Annotated in this window: 12 protein-coding genes; 10 read left to right on the top strand and 2 right to left on the bottom strand. The window is 66.4% G+C overall.

The window, feature by feature from the left end; genetic code table 11:
• Nucleotides 1-93: 93 nt before the first annotated feature.
• The 10 genes from PSPA7_RS09805 (at nucleotide 94) to PSPA7_RS09850 (ending at nucleotide 14,181) form a co-directional block, all read left to right on the top strand.
• On the top strand, nucleotides 94-981 hold the full coding sequence (locus tag PSPA7_RS09805) for an NAD(+) kinase (protein WP_003091343.1): 888 nt from the start codon (nucleotides 94-96) through the stop codon (nucleotides 979-981).
• Entirely contained in the window at nucleotides 981-1,961 is a 981-nt protein-coding gene (locus PSPA7_RS09810) for a metallophosphoesterase (protein WP_003156845.1), read from the top strand. The genes PSPA7_RS09805 and PSPA7_RS09810 overlap by 1 nt, the downstream gene beginning before the upstream one ends.
• Entirely contained in the window at nucleotides 1,958-2,818 is an 861-nt protein-coding gene (locus PSPA7_RS09815; protein WP_003156846.1) for a rhomboid family intramembrane serine protease, read from the top strand. Before PSPA7_RS09810 ends, PSPA7_RS09815 begins: the two co-directional genes overlap by 4 nt.
• An 83-nt stretch (nucleotides 2,819-2,901) precedes the next feature.
• Nucleotides 2,902-3,165, top strand: coding sequence for a YeaC family protein (locus PSPA7_RS09820; RefSeq protein WP_003104989.1), 264 nt, complete (start codon nucleotides 2,902-2,904; stop codon nucleotides 3,163-3,165).
• Nucleotides 3,165-3,998 carry a DUF2797 domain-containing protein gene (locus PSPA7_RS09825; protein WP_012075083.1) on the top strand — a complete coding sequence of 278 codons (834 nt, stop codon included), beginning with the start codon at nucleotides 3,165-3,167 and terminating at the stop codon, nucleotides 3,996-3,998. The genes PSPA7_RS09820 and PSPA7_RS09825 overlap by 1 nt, the downstream gene beginning before the upstream one ends.
• An 18-nt stretch (nucleotides 3,999-4,016) precedes the next feature.
• A complete protein-coding gene (pepN, locus tag PSPA7_RS09830) occupies nucleotides 4,017-6,674 on the top strand; it encodes an aminopeptidase N (protein WP_012075084.1) in 2,658 nt (885 codons plus the stop codon).
• Between the two features lie 445 nt (nucleotides 6,675-7,119).
• Nucleotides 7,120-9,084, top strand: a complete 1,965-nt coding sequence (locus tag PSPA7_RS09835) for a DUF1302 domain-containing protein (protein WP_012075086.1) — start codon at nucleotides 7,120-7,122, stop codon at nucleotides 9,082-9,084.
• 58 nt (nucleotides 9,085-9,142) lie between these two features.
• The gene (locus PSPA7_RS09840; RefSeq protein ID WP_012075087.1) at nucleotides 9,143-10,510 is read left to right on the top strand and encodes a DUF1329 domain-containing protein; all 1,368 of its coding nucleotides are present in this window, start codon (nucleotides 9,143-9,145) and stop codon (nucleotides 10,508-10,510) included.
• Between the two features lie 179 nt (nucleotides 10,511-10,689).
• The gene (locus PSPA7_RS09845; RefSeq protein ID WP_041025309.1) at nucleotides 10,690-11,787 is read left to right on the top strand and encodes a WD40/YVTN/BNR-like repeat-containing protein; all 1,098 of its coding nucleotides are present in this window, start codon (nucleotides 10,690-10,692) and stop codon (nucleotides 11,785-11,787) included.
• A 12-nt stretch (nucleotides 11,788-11,799) separates the two neighbouring features.
• Nucleotides 11,800-14,181: an efflux RND transporter permease subunit gene (locus PSPA7_RS09850; RefSeq protein WP_023443275.1), complete on the top strand. Its 2,382-nt coding sequence runs from the start codon at nucleotides 11,800-11,802 to the stop codon at nucleotides 14,179-14,181.
• Between the two features lie 70 nt (nucleotides 14,182-14,251).
• On the opposite strand, the gene cprS is transcribed toward PSPA7_RS09850, so the two are convergent.
• Nucleotides 14,252-15,547, bottom strand: a complete 1,296-nt coding sequence (gene cprS, locus PSPA7_RS09855) for a cationic peptide sensor histidine kinase CprS (RefSeq protein WP_003156852.1) — start codon at nucleotides 15,545-15,547, stop codon at nucleotides 14,252-14,254.
• Entirely contained in the window at nucleotides 15,544-16,215 is a 672-nt protein-coding gene (gene cprR, locus PSPA7_RS09860) for a cationic peptide response regulator transcription factor CprR (RefSeq protein WP_033977647.1), read from the bottom strand. The genes cprS and cprR overlap by 4 nt, the downstream gene beginning before the upstream one ends.
• Nucleotides 16,216-16,425: the final 210 nt, after the last annotated feature.

A 16,425-nucleotide genomic window follows, 5' to 3' on the forward strand; every position in this document is an offset into this window, starting at 1 on the left:
TGGCGACATCCCGGCGCGGGCGCGGTTTGCCGCTGTCCGCGGCTTTCGCCCATAATCCGCGCTATCCCGCCCGCAGCTTTTCGCAGGAACCCCATGGAACCCTTTCGCAATATCGGCATCATCGGCCGCCTCGGCAGCACCCAGGTGCTGGATACCATCCGCCGGCTGAAGAAATTCCTGATCGACCGCCACCTGCACGTGATCCTCGAGGACACCATCGCCGAGGTTCTGCCCGGGCACGGCCTGCAGACCTGCTCGCGGAAGATCATGGGCGAGATCTGCGACCTGGTGGTGGTGGTCGGCGGCGACGGCAGCATGCTCGGCGCGGCCCGCGCGCTGGCCCGGCACAAGGTCCCGGTGCTGGGGATCAACCGCGGCAGCCTGGGCTTCCTCACCGACATCCGCCCCGACGAGCTGGAGGCCAAGGTCGGCGAGGTGCTCGACGGCCAGTACATCGTCGAGAGCCGCTTCCTCCTCGATGCCCAGGTGCGTCGCGGCATCGACTCGATGGGGCAGGGCGACGCGCTCAACGACGTGGTCCTGCACCCGGGCAAGTCGACCCGGATGATCGAGTTCGAGCTGTACATCGACGGCCAGTTCGTCTGCAGCCAGAAGGCCGACGGCCTGATCGTCGCCACCCCCACCGGCTCCACCGCCTACGCGCTGTCCGCCGGCGGGCCGATCATGCATCCGAAGCTGGACGCCATCGTCATCGTGCCGATGTACCCGCACATGCTTTCCAGCCGGCCGATCGTGGTGGACGGCAACAGCGAGCTGAAGATCGTCGTGTCGCCGAACATGCAGATCTACCCGCAGGTCTCCTGCGACGGGCAGAACCATTTCACCTGCGCTCCCGGCGACACCGTGACGATCAGCAAGAAGCCGCAGAAGCTGCGCCTGATCCACCCCATCGACCACAACTACTACGAGATCTGCCGGACCAAGCTCGGCTGGGGCAGCCGCCTGGGCGGAGGCGACTGATGCAACTCGACCCCGGACGTGGCTATGACCTGATCGGCGATGTCCACGGCTGCGCGCATACCCTGGACCGCCTTCTCGACCTGCTCGGCTACCGCCTGCAGGGCGGCGTCTGGCGCCATCCTCGGCGGCAGGCGCTGTTCCTCGGCGATATCGTCGACCGCGGCCCGCGCATCCGCGAAGCCCTGCACCGGGTGCACGCGATGGTCGATGCCGGCGAGGCGCTGTGCATCATGGGCAACCACGAATTCAACGCGCTCGGCTGGAGCACCCCGGCGGCGCCCGGTAGCGGTCGCCAGTACGTCCGCGAGCACACGCCGCGGCACGCCCGGCTGATCAAGGAAACCCTCGAGCAGTTCGAAGGCCACGACGCCGACTGGCGCGACTTCCTCGGCTGGTTCCAGCAACTGCCGCTGTTCCTCGATGCCGGGCGCTTCCGCATGGTCCATGCCTGCTGGGACGGCGGGCTGGTAGAGACCCTGCGCCGGCAGTTCCCCGACGGCCGCATCAGCGAAGCCTTCCTGCAGGAATCGGCGGAGCCCGGCAGCTTCGCCGACCTGGCCTGCAACCGCCTGCTGCGCGGCACCGACATGCGCCTGCCGCACGGCGCCACCCTGACCAGTAGCGACGGCTACACCCGTTCTTTCTTCCGCACCAAGTTCTGGGTCGAGGACGAGGCGCCGCGCACCTATGGCGATATCGTCTTCCAGCCCGACGCGTTGCCCGAAGCGATCGCCCGCGAGCCGCTGAGCGAGGAGCAGAAGTCCAGCCTGCTGACCTATGGCGCCGCCGAGCCGCTGCTGTTCGTCGGCCACTACTGGCGGCGCGGCACGCCGGCGCCGATCCGGCCGAACCTGGCCTGCCTGGACTACAGCGCGGTGATGTACGGCAAGCTCGCGGCCTACCGCCTGGATGAGGAAACCCGCCTGGACCGCAACAAGTTCGTCTGGGTCGAAGTGAAGCGGCCGGAGGCTGACGAATGAGCGCGGTGCAGGTTCTGAAGTTCCCCCTTTCGGTCGACCTGGCCGGCTTCGTCGGCCTGCTGCGGCGCCTGAACGTGCCGCATCGGGTCAGCGAGGAATCCGGCCAGCAGGTCCTCTGGGTGCCCGACGAGCGGCTCGCCGAGCAGGTCCGCGAGTTGTACCGGCGTTATCCCGAAGGCGATCCGCAGGCAACCCTGGAGGCCGCGCCGCGACCGGCGGGGCAGGGGTTCGTCCGGCAACTGCGAATGAGCCCGATGACCGCCGCGGTGCTGCTGCTGACCTTCGTCGTCGCCGCCGTCACCTACCTCGGCGACAACTTCGCGACGATGCGCTGGCTGACCTTCCAGGACTTCCGTATCCAGGGCCAGTACGCGCTGTTCACGCCGCTGGCCGAAAGCCTGGCGGCGGGTCAGTGGTGGCGGCTGTTCACGCCGATGCTGATCCACTTCGGCTGGCTGCACCTGGCGATGAACGCCATGTGGTTCTGGGAACTGGGCCGGCGCATCGAATTCCGCCAGGGGCGCCTGATGCTGCTCGGGCTGACCCTGCTGTTCGGCCTGGTGTCCAACGTGGTGCAGTACGCGGTGAGTGGCGCCAGCCTGTTCGGCGGCTTGTCCGGAGTGCTCTACGGCCTGCTCGGGCATTGCTGGATCTTCCAGTACCTGGCGCCGGGCCAGGCCTATCGCCTGCCCCGGGGCGTCGTGGCGATGATGCTGATCTGGCTGCTGGTGTGCCTGTCCGGGGTGATCGACCTGCTCGGCTTCGGCTCCATCGCCAACGGCGCGCATGTCGGCGGGTTGCTGGCCGGCTGTGTCACCGGGCTGCTCGGCGGTCTGCTGGCGCGCCGGAGGCGGTGAGCGAGGGGCCGTGCCCGCGTGGATGTGCGCCGGCGGCCACGGCCCGGTAGAATGCTCGGCATGCCTTTTCAGCGGAGCCGGCCATGTCGTCCTTCAACCAAGCGATCGAGAACATCACCCCCGAGATCTACCAGAACCTCAAGCTGGCCATCGAGATCGGCAAGTGGCCGGACGGCCGCAAGCTGACCCAGGAGCAGAAGGAGCTGTGCCTGCAGGCGGTGATCGCCTGGGAGCTGCAGAACCTCCCCGAGGAGGAGCGCACCGGCTACATGGGCCCGCAGCACTGCTCCTCGCATTCCGACGAGCCGATCCCGAACATCCTGTTCAAGTCGGACTCCGTGCACTGATGGAAGAAATCGCCCGCGGCGCGCTGAGCAAGATGACGGCGCGCCTGGAAAGCAATGCTCCCGTGCAATACGCCTTCCGCCTCGACGACCGCGAAGTCGCGGTGAACCCGCTGATCGGCCGGCCGCTGCGCCTGGAGTACCTCGGCAGCATCTTCTGCACCCATTGCGGGCGCAAGACGAAGAAGAGTTTCAGCCAGGGCTATTGCTATCCCTGCTTCACCCGGCTGGCGCAGTGCGACAGTTGCATCGTCAGCCCGGAGAAGTGCCACTACGAGCAGGGCACCTGCCGCGAACCGGAGTGGGGCGAGCGGTTCTGCATGACCGACCACGTGGTGTACCTGGCCAACTCCTCCGGGGTGAAGGTCGGCATCACCCGCGCCAGCCAGATTCCCACCCGCTGGATCGACCAGGGCGCGCGCCAGGCGCTGCCGATCCTGCGCGTGGCCACCCGCCAGCAGTCCGGCCTGGTGGAAGACCTGCTGCGCAGCCAGGTCGCCGACCGCACCAACTGGCGGGCCATGCTCAAGGGCGAGGCCGAGCCGGTCGACCTGGCGGCAGTCCGCGAGCAACTGTTCGACCAGTGCGCCGACGGCCTGCGCGAATTGCAGCAACGTTTCGGCCTGCAGGCGATCCAACCGGTCATCGACCTCGATCCGCTCGAGATCGCCTACCCGGTCGAGGCCTACCCGAGCAAGATCGCCAGCCTCGACCTGGAAAAAACGCCTATCGTCGAAGGCACGCTTCGCGGTATCAAGGGCCAGTACCTGATCCTCGACACCGGGGTGATCAACATTCGCAAATACACGGCCTACCAGATCGCCGTGCATCACTGAGCAGAAGGGCCACAAGCCATGCGCACCGAGCAACCGAAAGTCATCCACCTCAAGGACTATCAGGCGCCGGACTACCTGATCGACGAGACCCACCTGAAATTCGAACTGTTCGAGGACCACAGCCTGGTGCACGCCGAGCTGAAGCTGCGGCGCAACCCCGAGCGCGGCGCCGGCCTGCCGCCGCTGTTGCTGCATGGCCAGCAACTGGAACTGCTGGCGCTCGAACTGGATGGCCAGGCGCTCGGCGCCGGCGACTACCAGCTGGACGACGAGCAGCTCGGGGTGCAACCGCTACAGGCCGAGTTCGTCCTCAGGAGCACGGTGCGTATCCATCCGGAAAGCAACACCGCGCTGGAAGGCCTGTACAAGTCCGGCAAGATGTTCTGCACCCAGTGCGAGGCCGAGGGTTTCCGCAAGATCACCTATTACCTCGACCGCCCCGACGTGATGAGTCGCTTCACCACCACCGTCAGCGCCGAACAGCAGCGCTACCCGGTGCTGCTCTCCAACGGCAACCCGGTGGCCAGCGGTTCCGAGGGCAACGGCCGGCACTGGGCGACCTGGGAAGACCCGTTCAGGAAGCCGGCCTACCTGTTCGCCCTGGTCGCCGGCGACCTCTGGTGCGTCGAGGACAGCTTCCGCACCATGAGCCAGCGCGACGTGGCGCTGCGCATCTACGTCGAGCCGGAGAACATCGACAAGGTCCAGCACGCCATGGACAGCCTGAAGAAGTCGATGCGCTGGGACGAGGAGGTCTACGGTCGCGAGTACGACCTGGACATCTTCATGATCGTCGCGGTCAATGACTTCAACATGGGCGCGATGGAGAACAAGGGCCTCAACATCTTCAACTCCAGCTGCGTCCTGGCCCGCGCCGAGACCGCCACCGACGCCGCCCACCAGCGGGTCGAGGGAGTGGTGGCGCACGAGTACTTCCACAACTGGTCGGGCAACCGGGTGACCTGCCGCGACTGGTTCCAGCTGTCGCTCAAGGAAGGCTTCACCGTGTTCCGCGACTCGGAATTCTCCGCCGACATGAACTCGCGCACGGTCAAGCGCGTCGAGGACGTGGCCTTCCTGCGCACCAACCAGTTCGCCGAGGACGCCGGGCCGATGGCGCATCCGGTGCGCCCCGACTCGTTCATCGAGATTTCCAACTTCTACACCCTGACCGTCTACGAGAAGGGCTCGGAAGTGGTGCGGATGATCCACACCCTGCTCGGCGCTGAGGGCTTCCGCAAGGGCTCGGACCTGTACTTCCAGCGCCACGACGGCCAGGCGGTGACCTGCGACGACTTCGTCAAGGCCATGGAAGACGCCAATGGCGTCGACCTGACCCAGTTCAAGCGCTGGTACAGCCAGTCCGGCACTCCGCGCCTGGCGGTGGAAGGCGAGTACGACGCCGCCGCCCGCCGCTACACCCTGACGGTGCGTCAGAGCTGCCCGCCGACTCCCGGCCAGCCGAGCAAGGAACCCTTCGTCATCCCGCTGCAGATGGGCCTGCTCGACGGCCAGGGCAACGAACTCCCGCTGCGCCTGGAAGGCGAGGCCGCGGCCCAGGGCGGCAACCGCGTGCTGGCGGTGACCGAGGCCGAGCAGCGCTTCGTCTTCGTCGAGGTGCCGGAGCAACCGCTGCCATCGCTGCTGCGCGGTTTCTCCGCGCCGGTGAAACTGAGCTTCCCCTACAGCCGCGACCAGTTGCTGTTCCTCATGCAGCACGACAGCGACGGCTTCAACCGCTGGGAAGCCGGCCAGCAGCTTTCGGTGCAGGTCCTGCAGGAGCTGATCGGCCAGCACCAGCGCGGCGAGCGACTGGTACTCGACCCACGCCTGATCGAGGCCTACCGCACCCTCCTGGCGGACGAGGCGCTGGACCAGGCAATGGTCGCCGAGATGCTCTCGCTGCCCAGCGAGGCCTATCTCACCGAGATCAGCGAAGTCGCCGATGTCGACGCGATCCATGCCGCCCGCGAATTCGCCCGCCAGCGTATCGGCGAAGCGCTGTTCGAACCGCTGTGGCAGCGCTACCAGGCCAACCGCGCGATTTCCCGCGACACCGCCTACCTCGCCGAGGCCTCGCACATCGCCCGGCGCAGCCTGCAGAACATCGCGCTGTCCTACCTGTCGCTGTCGGGCCGGGAGGAAATCCTCGCCGCCTGCCTGGAGCAGTACGAAGGCTGCGACAACATGACCGAACGCCTGACCGCCCTGGCGGTGCTGGTCAACTCCGGCTTCGAGGCGGAGAAGGGCAAGGCCCTGGCCATGTTCGCCGACTACTTCAAGGACGACCCGCTGGTGATGGACCAGTGGTTCAGCGTGCAGGCCGGCTCGCCGCTGCCGGGTGGGCTGGAGCGGGTCCAGGCGCTGATGCAGCACCCGGCGTTCACCCTGAAGAACCCGAACAAGGTGCGCGCGCTGATCGGCGCGTTCGCCAACCAGAACCTGGTCAACTTCCATCGTCCGGACGGCGCCGGCTATCGCTTCCTCGCCGACCAGGTGATCGTGCTCAACGCACTCAACCCGCAGATCGCCTCGCGCCTGCTGGTGCCGCTGACCCGCTGGCGCAAGTACGACCAGGCGCGGCAGGCGCTGATGCGCGGCGAGCTGGAACGCATCCTGGCCTCCGGCGAATTGTCCAGCGACGTCTACGAAGTGGTGAGCAAGAGCCTGGCCTGATCCGCCAGCCTCGCCTGGAAGAGGGTGTTACTGGCCACTGGCTGGTAACGCCCTTTGTTACTTCTGGGAATCGCTTCACTGTTTTGCATTGATGGAGTCCGCCTAATCGCCTTTCGCGAATCCCCGGGCGCAGGCTCTGCAAAGGGACTTTTCGCGCCATCGGCGAATTTCGCCTGGCGCGTTTTGTCGGACACCTCCGGTTTTCTGGTCAGTGAATGAACAGTCATCCGGCAGGAAGTCCTGTTTTTTCGCAATCCATTGAATTGCCTGGAGGATTCCGTTGTATTGGCATCCCGGTTGCACTGCCTCGTCGCGCGCTTCCCTTCCGTCGACGCGAGGCCGGTGATGCCGCGATCACCCATAACAAGGCCGCAGAGAAACGGCCGAACGGCGAACCGCCCGCAGTGGCGGCGCCCAACGCATGACCACATGGAGTGAGTTCCCGATGTACATCCCCAACCACCAGCCCCGGCTGCGCTGCGCGCCGGCCCGGGCCGGCTTCGCCTTCGCCGGGCTGCTGCCGCTGCTGGGCGGCCAGGCCCAGGCCGTCGAGTTCAGCTTCCTCGACAACGAAGTGTCCGGTTCGCTCGATACCACCCTGTCCTACGGCACCCTGTGGCGGGTGCAGGGCCAGGACAAGAGCAACAACGACATCAACACCAACGACGGCAACCGCAACTTCGATACCGGCCTGGTTTCCGAGGTCTACAAGATCACCTCGGACCTGGAGGCGACCTGGCGCAACTATGGCGTGTTCATCCGTGGCACGGCGTTCTATGACACCCAGATCATGGACAAGCGCAACGACTACTACAGCCACAACACCCCGTCGCAGCCCAGCCAGAGCCATCCCCACGACGACCGCTTCACCAGCCAGACCCGCGACATCGCCGGGCACAAGGCGGAAATCCTCGACGCCTACGTCTACGGCAGCTGGGACATCGGCAACATGCCGCTGAGCGCGCGCTTCGGCCGCCAGGTGTTCAACTGGGGCGAGGGCATCTTCTACCGCGGCGGGGTCAACACCACCAACCCGGTGGACGCCGCCAAGTACCGCCTGCCCGGCTCCGAGCTCAAGGAAGTGCTGATGCCGGTGGAGGCGCTGAGCTTCAACATCGGCCTGACCGACAACCTGTCGATGGAAACCTTCTACCAGTGGAACTGGAAGGAGACCCGCCTCGACCCGGTCGGCACCTTCTTCTCCGAGACCGACCTGTTCGCCGACGGCGGCAACACCGGCTACAGCGACTTCACCGGCACCGCGCTGGACACCCCGGTGCCCGGCTTCGGCAACGTCATCGGCCTGTACCAGGCGCTGGGCAACAACCCGCTGCTCAGCGGCGCGCTGAAGAACACCGGCCTCTATGCCAATGGCGTGACCCCGGCCTACGGCAACGTGATGAAGGTGTCGTCCATCGGCAAGGACATCAACGCGCGCAACGACGGCCAGTTCGGCGTGGCCTTCCGCTACATCGCCGAGGAGCTGAACAGCACCGAGTTCGGCTTCTACTTCGTCAACTACCACTCCAAGGAACCGACCCTGTACGCCGACATCGGCGACTACGCCGGCGCCGACCTGGCGGCGTTGGCCAACACCCTGCGGCCGATCGCCGGCAACCTCGCCGAGGCCCTGGCCAGCGGCCTGGTGACCGCCGACGTGATGGGCAACATCAACGCGCGCCGCGAGTTCGCCGAAGACATCCGCATGTACGGCTTCAGCTTCAACACCACGGTGGGCGACGCCTCGGTGTTCGGCGAGCTGGCCTACCGGCCGAACCTGCCGATCGGCATCGCCGCCACCAACGACCTGATCGGCGACCTCGCCCACGGCGCGGCGCAGGCCGCCAATGGCGGGCAGATCAACGTCGGCGGGCAGATGGTCGGCCTCGGCGGGCAGATCCACAACTACGAGCGGGTCGAGGCGTTCAATACCTCCCTGGGGACCATCTACAACTTCGGCCCGTCGCTGAGCTTCGACTCGCTGACCGGCGTCGCCGAGCTGGCCTCGGAACACCTGCGCGGCAGCAGCCTGAAGTACACCGCCTACGACGGCAGCACCCGCTACTACGCCGGGCGCGGCAACAGCTCCTATGTCTCCGGCGGCGACCGTGGCGACCAGGTGAACCGCAACGCCTACGGCTACACCCTGCTGCTCAGCGGCACCTGGAACGATGTGTTCGCCGGGGTCAACGTGTCGCCCTACGTGGTCTACAAGGACGATTTCGAAGGTAACTCCTACCAGACCGGCAACTTCATCGAAGGCCGCAAGGCCTACACCCTGGGGGTCAAGGCCACCTACCTGAACAGTCTGGAAGGCGAGCTGCAGTACACCGAGTTCTATGGCGGCGGACAGAACAACAATATCCGCGACCGCGACAACATCGGCCTGACCGTCAAGTATTCCTTCTGACCGAACCGATAGCGACACGGGCGCCGCGAGCGCCCGGCACCTCACACGGAGAACCCTCATGTTGAACAAGCACCTGCTGATCGGCGCCTCCCTGGCGCTGGCCCTGGGCAGCGGTGGCGCGCTGGCCGGCGTTTCCGCCGGCGAGGCGGCGCAGTTGAAGTCGAGCCTCACCCCGCTGGGCGCGGAGAAGGCCGGCAACGCCGCCGGCAGCATTCCCGCCTGGACCGGCGGTATCACCCAGGCGCCGGCCGGCTACAAGCCGGGCCAGCACCATCCGGATCCGTTCGCCGCGGACAAGCCGCTGTTCACCATCGACAAGACCAACCTGGAACAACACAAGGCGCACCTGACCCCGGGCCAGCTGGCGCTGTTCAAGACCTATCCGGACAGCTTCCGGATGCCGGTCTACCCCAGCCGCCGTTCCGGCTCGGCGCCGCAGTGGCTGTACGACAACACCTTCGCCAATGCCACCAGCGCCAAGCTGCTGGACGGCGGCAACGGGTTCGCCGACGCCTATGGCGGGGTGCCGTTCCCGATCCCGAAGAGCGGCGTGGAGGCGCTGTGGAACCACGTTGCCCGCTACCGCGGCACTTATGTCGTGCGCCGCGCCTCGGAAGTCGCGGTGCAGCGCAACGGCAGCTATTCGCTGGTGACCTCGCAGCAGGAAGCGCTGTTCAAGTACTACCTCAAGGGCGGCAGCTTCGCCGACCTGAACAACGTGATGTTCTACTACCTGTCGTTCACCAAGAGTCCGGCGCGCCTGGCCGGTGGCGCGGTGCTGGTGCACGAGACCCTCGACCAGGTCAAGGAGCCGCGCCAGGCCTGGGGCTACAACGCCGGCCAGCGTCGTGTGCGGCGCGCGCCGAACCTCGCCTACGACACGCCGATCGCCGCCGCCGACGGCCTGCGCACGGCCGACGACACCGACATGTTCAACGGCGCGCCGGACCGCTACGACTGGAAGCTGCTGGGCAAGAAGGAAATCTACATCCCCTACAACAACTACAAGGTCAGCAGTCCCGAGGTGAAGTACGACGAGCTGCTCAAGCCCGGGCACCTCGATCCGCAGTACACCCGCTACGAACTGCACCGCGTGTGGGTGGTGGAAGGCACCCTGAAGCCGGGCGCGCGGCACATCTACTCCAAGCGCACCCTGTATCTCGACGAGGACAGCTGGAGCGCGGCGGTGGTCGACCAGTACGACGGTCGCGGCGAACTCTGGCGGGTGTCCATGGCCTACCTGAAGAACTTCTACGACCTGCCCTACACCTGGAGCGCGCTGGACGTGTTCCATGACCTGCAGGCGCGTCGCTACCACGTGCAGAACCTGGACAACGAGGAGCCGGGCACCATCGACTTCACCCAGGCGGTTCCGGACGATTCCTACTTCAAGCCCTCGGCGCTGCGCCGCCGCGGCACCCGCTGATCGCTCCGCTCGCCGGCGCCGACCGCTTCCCTCCGGGGAGGAGGGCGGCGCCGATCCCCCGTTACAGACGGCTTACACGCTTAACAAAAGATAACGTGGCTTCAATTGTCTCCGTCGCCAAAGGCTGGCTATATAACGCTCACCACGAACCACTAATAACAACAACGGGGACGGTATCCATGCGTGAGCCCATGACGTGGCGCACTTCGCTCGGCCAATCCGCAAACGCTTCGCGGCATCCGGCCATTCCTTCCAGATCGCCCCTGGCCAGCAGGGCCCTGTCGTTTCTCGGGGCGCTTTCTCTCCTGACCTTCGCCGCCACCCCGGTCCTGGCCGAGTCGGCGCCAACCGCCGCGCCGCCGCAGTTCGCCGTGGAATCGCCGAAGGCCGCCAGCAGCCTGCTGCTCAGCGTCGCCCATGCCGGCAAGCGGCTGGTCGCGGTCGGCGACCGCGGGCATATCCTGCTCTCCGACGACGATGGCAAGACCTGGAGCCAGGCCAAGGTGCCGACCCGCCAGTTGCTCACCTCGGTGTTCTTCGTCAACGAGCGCAAGGGCTGGGCGGTCGGGCACGATGCGCAGATCCTCGTCAGCGACGATGCCGGCAGCACCTGGACCAGGCAGTTCGAGGATCTCGGCCGCGAATCGCCGCTGCTGGACATCTGGTTCGCCGACGAACGGCACGGCCTGGCCGTCGGCGCCTATGGCGCGCTGCTGGAAACCCGCGACGGCGGCCAGCGCTGGGAAGACGTCAGCGAACGCCTGGACAACGAGGACCAGTTCCACCTCAATGCCATCGCCGCGGTCAAGGACAGCGGCCTGCTGGTGGTCGGCGAGGCCGGCATTCTGTTCCGCTCGAAGGACTGGGGCGCCACCTGGGAAAAGCTCGAAGGCCCCTACGAGGGTTCGCTGTTCGGCGCCATCGGTACCGCCGACGTCGGCGGCGTGCTGGTCTACGGCCTGCGCGGGCACCTGTTCCGTTCCGCCGATTTCGGTGACAGCTGGGAGGCGATCCCGCTGAAGGCCGCTTCCGGCGACCTGGAATTCGGTCTCTCCGACGGCGCGCTGCTGGCGGACGGCCGGATCGTCGTGGTCGGCCACGGCGGCAGCGTCCTCGAAAGCACCGACGGCGGGCGCAGCTTCAGCGTCTTCAACCGTCCCGACCGGCTGTCCCTGGCCGGCGTCAGCGCCACCGGCGACGGCCACCTGGTCCTGGTCGGCCAGGGCGGCGTGCACCTCGCTGCGGCGAACGGTGCCGCGCTCGAACAACAACAATAAGGCGGGGGTCGCATGAGTTCCATGAACCAGCATCAGCAAAACAAGGCGAGCCTGCTCGAACGCCTGATCTTCAACAACCGGCCGGTGGTGATCTTCCTTTGCCTGCTGGTCAGCGTCTTTTTGTTCTACCAGGCCACCCAGGTGCGACCGTCGACCAGCTTCGAGAAGATGATCCCGCTGGAGCATCCGTTCATCCAGAAGATGCTCGAGCACCGCAACGACCTGGCCAACCTCGGTAACACCGTGCGCATCTCGGTGGAGGCGGTCAACGGCGACATCTTCACCAAGGAGTACATGGAGACGCTGCGGCAGATCCATGACGAGGTGTTCTACATCCCCGGGGTCGACCGTTCCGGCCTGAAGTCGCTGTGGAGCCCTAGCGTGCGCTGGACCGAAGTGACCGAGGAAGGCTTCGCCGGCGGCGAGGTGATCCCGCAGACCTACGACGGTTCGCCGCGGGCGCTGGAGGAGCTGCGCAACAACGTGCTCAAGTCCGGGCAGATCGGCCGCCTGGTGGCGAACAACTTCAAGTCGAGCATCGTCGACGTGCCGCTGCTGGAGATGTATCCGAACCCGAAGAACCAGAGCGAGCTGATCAAGCTCGACTACCGGCAGTTCTCCCATGAGCTGGAAGAGAAGATCCGCGACAAGTACCAGTTGCAGAACCCCAACGTGAAGGTGCACATCGTCGGCTTCGCGAAGAAGGTCGGCGACCTGATCGACGGGCTGGTGATGGTGGTCGGCTTCTTCGGTATCTGCCTGCTGATCACCCTGGTCCTGCTGTACTGGTTCACCAGGTGCATCCGCAGCACCATCGCCGTGCTGATCACCACCCTGGTGGCGGTGCTCTGGCAGCTCGGCCTGCTCAACCTGGTCGGTTTCGGCCTGGATCCCTATTCGATGCTGGTGCCGTTCCTGATTTTCGCCATCGGCATCTCCCACGGCGTGCAGAAGATCAACGGCATCGCCTTGCAGTCCAGCGGCGCCGACAATGCGCTGATGGCGGCGCGGCTGACCTTCCGCCAGCTGTTCCTGCCCGGGATGATCGCGATCCTCGCCGACGCCGTGGGCTTCATCACCCTGCTGGTGATCGATATCGGGGTGATCCGCGAGTTGGCCATCGGCGCCTCGATCGGCGTGGCGGTGATCGTCTTCACCAACCTGATCCTGCTGCCCGTGGCGATCTCCTACATCGGCATCAGCAAGAAGGCCGTGCAGCGCAGCAAGGAAGACGCGGTGCGCGAGCACCCGTTCTGGCGCCTGCTGTCGAATTTCGCCAGCCCGAAGGTGGCGCCGGTGTCCATCGTCATCGCCCTGCTGATGCTCGGCGGCGGACTCTGGTACGGCAAGCACCTGAAGATCGGCGACCTCGACCAGGGGGCGCCGGAGCTGCGTCCCGACTCGCGCTACAACCTCGACAACGACTTCATCATCCGCAACTACTCGACCAGTTCGGACGTGCTGGTGGTGATGGTCAAGACCACCCCGGAAGGCTGTTCCAGCCACCAGGCGCTGGCGGCCATGGACGAACTGGCCTGGAAGCTGGAGAACACCGAGGGCGTGCAGTCGGCGATCTCGATGGTCACCGTGTCCAAGCAGGTGATCAAGGGGATGAACGAGGGCAACCTGAAGTGGGAGACCCTGTCGCGCAATCAGGACGTGCTGAACAACTCCATCGCCCGTGCCGACGGCCTCTACAACACCGACTGCTCGCTGGCGCCGCTGCTGGTGTTCCTCAACGACCACAAGGCCGAGACCCTCGACCGGGCGGTGGCGGCGGTACAGGCCTTCGCCGCGGAGAACGACAGGGAGGACCTGCAATTCCAGCTGGCCGCCGGCAACGCCGGGATCGAGGCCGCGACCAACGAGGTGATCAAGCAGTCCGAGCTGATCATCCTGGTGCTGGTGTACATCTGCGTGGCGGCCATGTGCATGATCACCTTCCGCTCCTTCGCCGCGACCCTCTGCATCGTCCTGCCGCTGATCCTCACCTCGGTTCTCGGCAACGCGCTGATGGCGGCGCTGGGCATCGGCGTGAAGGTCGCGACCCTGCCGGTGATCGCCCTCGGCGTCGGCATCGGGGTGGACTATGGGATCTACATCTACACCCGCCTGGAGTCCTTCCTGCGCATGGGCCTGCCGTTGCAGGAGGCCTACTACGAGACCCTGCGCTCCACCGGCAAGGCGGTGCTGTTCACCGGCCTGTGCCTGGCGATCGGCGTGGCCACCTGGATCTTCTCGGCGATCAAGTTCCAGGCCGACATGGGCCTGATGCTGACCTTCATGCTGCTCTGGAACATGTTCGGCGCCCTCTGGCTGCTGCCGGCCCTGGCGCGCTTCCTGATCAACCCGGCCAAGTTGCAGGCCAGGAAGGCCTCGGTGTTCGCCCACTGAGTCGCGTCGAGCCTCGCCAAGACCGCGGCCCAGGCCGCGGTTTTTTTGCGCGGAGGAAGGCCGCCGCGCTTCAGTCCGGCGTGGCGGGAAACAGCAACTCGCAGCGGAAGCGTCGCTCGTCGCTGGTGTAGTGCAGGCGCCAGCCGCTCTTCTGGCACAGGCGCTGGACCAGGTCGAGGCCCAGGCCGTAGCCGAAGGCCATCGAGTCCGCCGTGCTCTGCGCCGCGCCGATGGGATTGCTGATCCGCAGGCTGCGGTCGCGCACGACGATTTCCACGACGCCCTCGTCGCTGTACTGCAGGGCGTTGCGCAGGAGATTGCCGATGATGATCCGCGCGCGGGTCTGCGGCAGGCTGTGCGGCTCCACGTCGAGCTGGAAGCTCAGGCCGCGGCGCTGGCTGAGCGTCTGCTGTTCCTCCAGCAGGTCCTCGAGCAGGCGGCCGACCTCGATGTGGCCGTCGTCGCGCAGCTCGCCACCCTCGCGGCTGAGCCAGAGCAGGGTCTCGGTCATCTGCCGCATGTCCAGGGCCGAGCGGCGGATGCGTTGCAGGGCGTGGGGGGAGGGCGGGTGGCCGGGCTGGTCGAGCAGTTCCAGGTTCATGCCGATCACCGCCAGCGGGGTCCGCAGCTCATGGCTGGCGTAGCGCAGGAAGCGCTCCTCGCGCTGGCTGAAGTCCTTGATCCGGGTCACGCTGTTCCACAGGGTTTCCGCCAGGACGTTGAGCTCGCGGTAGTGGAAGCGCGGCCGCTGGCTGTCCGGGGCGAGGTCGTCGAGGCCCATCGACCAGCGTGTCAGCTTGCGCAGCGGGGCAACGATGAACCAGACCAGCAGGCCGACGGCCGCCAGCGAGGGCAGCACCACCAGCAGGGTGACGATCCAGGTCTGCCTGATGCGGGCATCGATGATGGCGTCGGACAGCGGCGTGTCGATGCTGCCGGCGTCGTCGTTGTCGTAGAGGTAGAGCGTCTTGCCATCGGCCAGCGGCTGGCGGACCACCACATAGGCGTCATCGCTGGGCGCGTCTTCGTCTTCTTCCTCGTCATCGTCGTCCCAGTTGCCGAGCAGTTGCATGGCGCCGATGTTCCTGTAGGGGGGGCTATCGAGCATGTCCCGGAGCTTCGGCGGCAGGCCCGCGGTGCCGACGCTGCCCTTGAAGTAATAGCTGTCCGGCGCCGGCGTCGCCGGGTCCTCCTGGTAGCGCTGGGCGAAGTACAGCCCTTCCTCTTCCATCATCATGCTGAGCAGGTAGAGCGCGCCAGTCTCGCCGTAGTCGCCGAGCATGCGGGTATAGACCAGCAGCACCCCGGCGAGGATCAGGGTGACGCTGCCGCCGACGATGGGGATCAGGCTCAGGCCGCGTTTCATTTGCGCTCCAGCTGGAAGCCGACACTGTGCAGGGTGTGGATCAGGGGAGTGGCGAAGCCCTTGTCGACGGTGCTGCGCAGGTGGTGCATGTGCACGTTCAGGGTGTTGCTTTCCGGCGGCTCGTCGCCCCACACGCTGCGCCCCAGCTGTTCGCGGGTGACCAGCGCCGGGCTGGCGCGCATCAGGCACTCGAGGATCTTCCAGGCGGTGGGGGACAACGCCAGTGGCGTGCCGCCACGACTGACCTGGCGGCTGTCCAGGTCCATCACCAGATCGTCGACCTGCAGGCGCTGGGCCTGGCCGCTGCGACGCCGGCTGAGGGCCTGCAGGCGGACCAGCAGTTCCGGCAGTTCGAAGGGCTTGAGCAGGTAGTCGTCGGCGCCGGCGTCGAAGCCGTCGAGCTTGTCCTGCAGGGTGTCCAGGGCTGTGAGCATCAGCACCGGGGTCTGCAGGCCCGCCTCGCGCAACTGGCGGCAGACCTGCCGGCCGTTGATCCGCGGCAGCATGATGTCCAGCAGGATCACGTCGTAGCGGTTGTCGCGGGCGAGGTTGAGGCCGGCCTGGCCGTCGCGGGCGTGGTCGCAGACCACTCCGGCGGCCTCGAGGTAGTCGATGATGGTGCCGGCGAGATCGAAGTTGTCTTCGACGACGAGTACGTGGATGTGCATGGCCTGGGTCGCGTCGCGGATGGGGCGGGAGAATGCGCTGGGGAAGCGTCGGGGTGCCATGTCGGCCGGGTGCCCGGCGCTTCCGTCGCTCGAACGGCGATGTTCGTCGATCGACGATAGCGCTGTCCAGCCGATCGAACGGTTCACGCTGTCGCTGTGAAACGGTGCCGGTTCTTGCCGCCGCGAAGCCCTCGCGGCCATCTGCCGGAC

This window comes from Pseudomonas paraeruginosa PA7 (assembly GCF_000017205.1).
In the GTDB taxonomy this organism is placed as follows: Bacteria; Pseudomonadota; Gammaproteobacteria; order Pseudomonadales; family Pseudomonadaceae; genus Pseudomonas; species Pseudomonas paraeruginosa.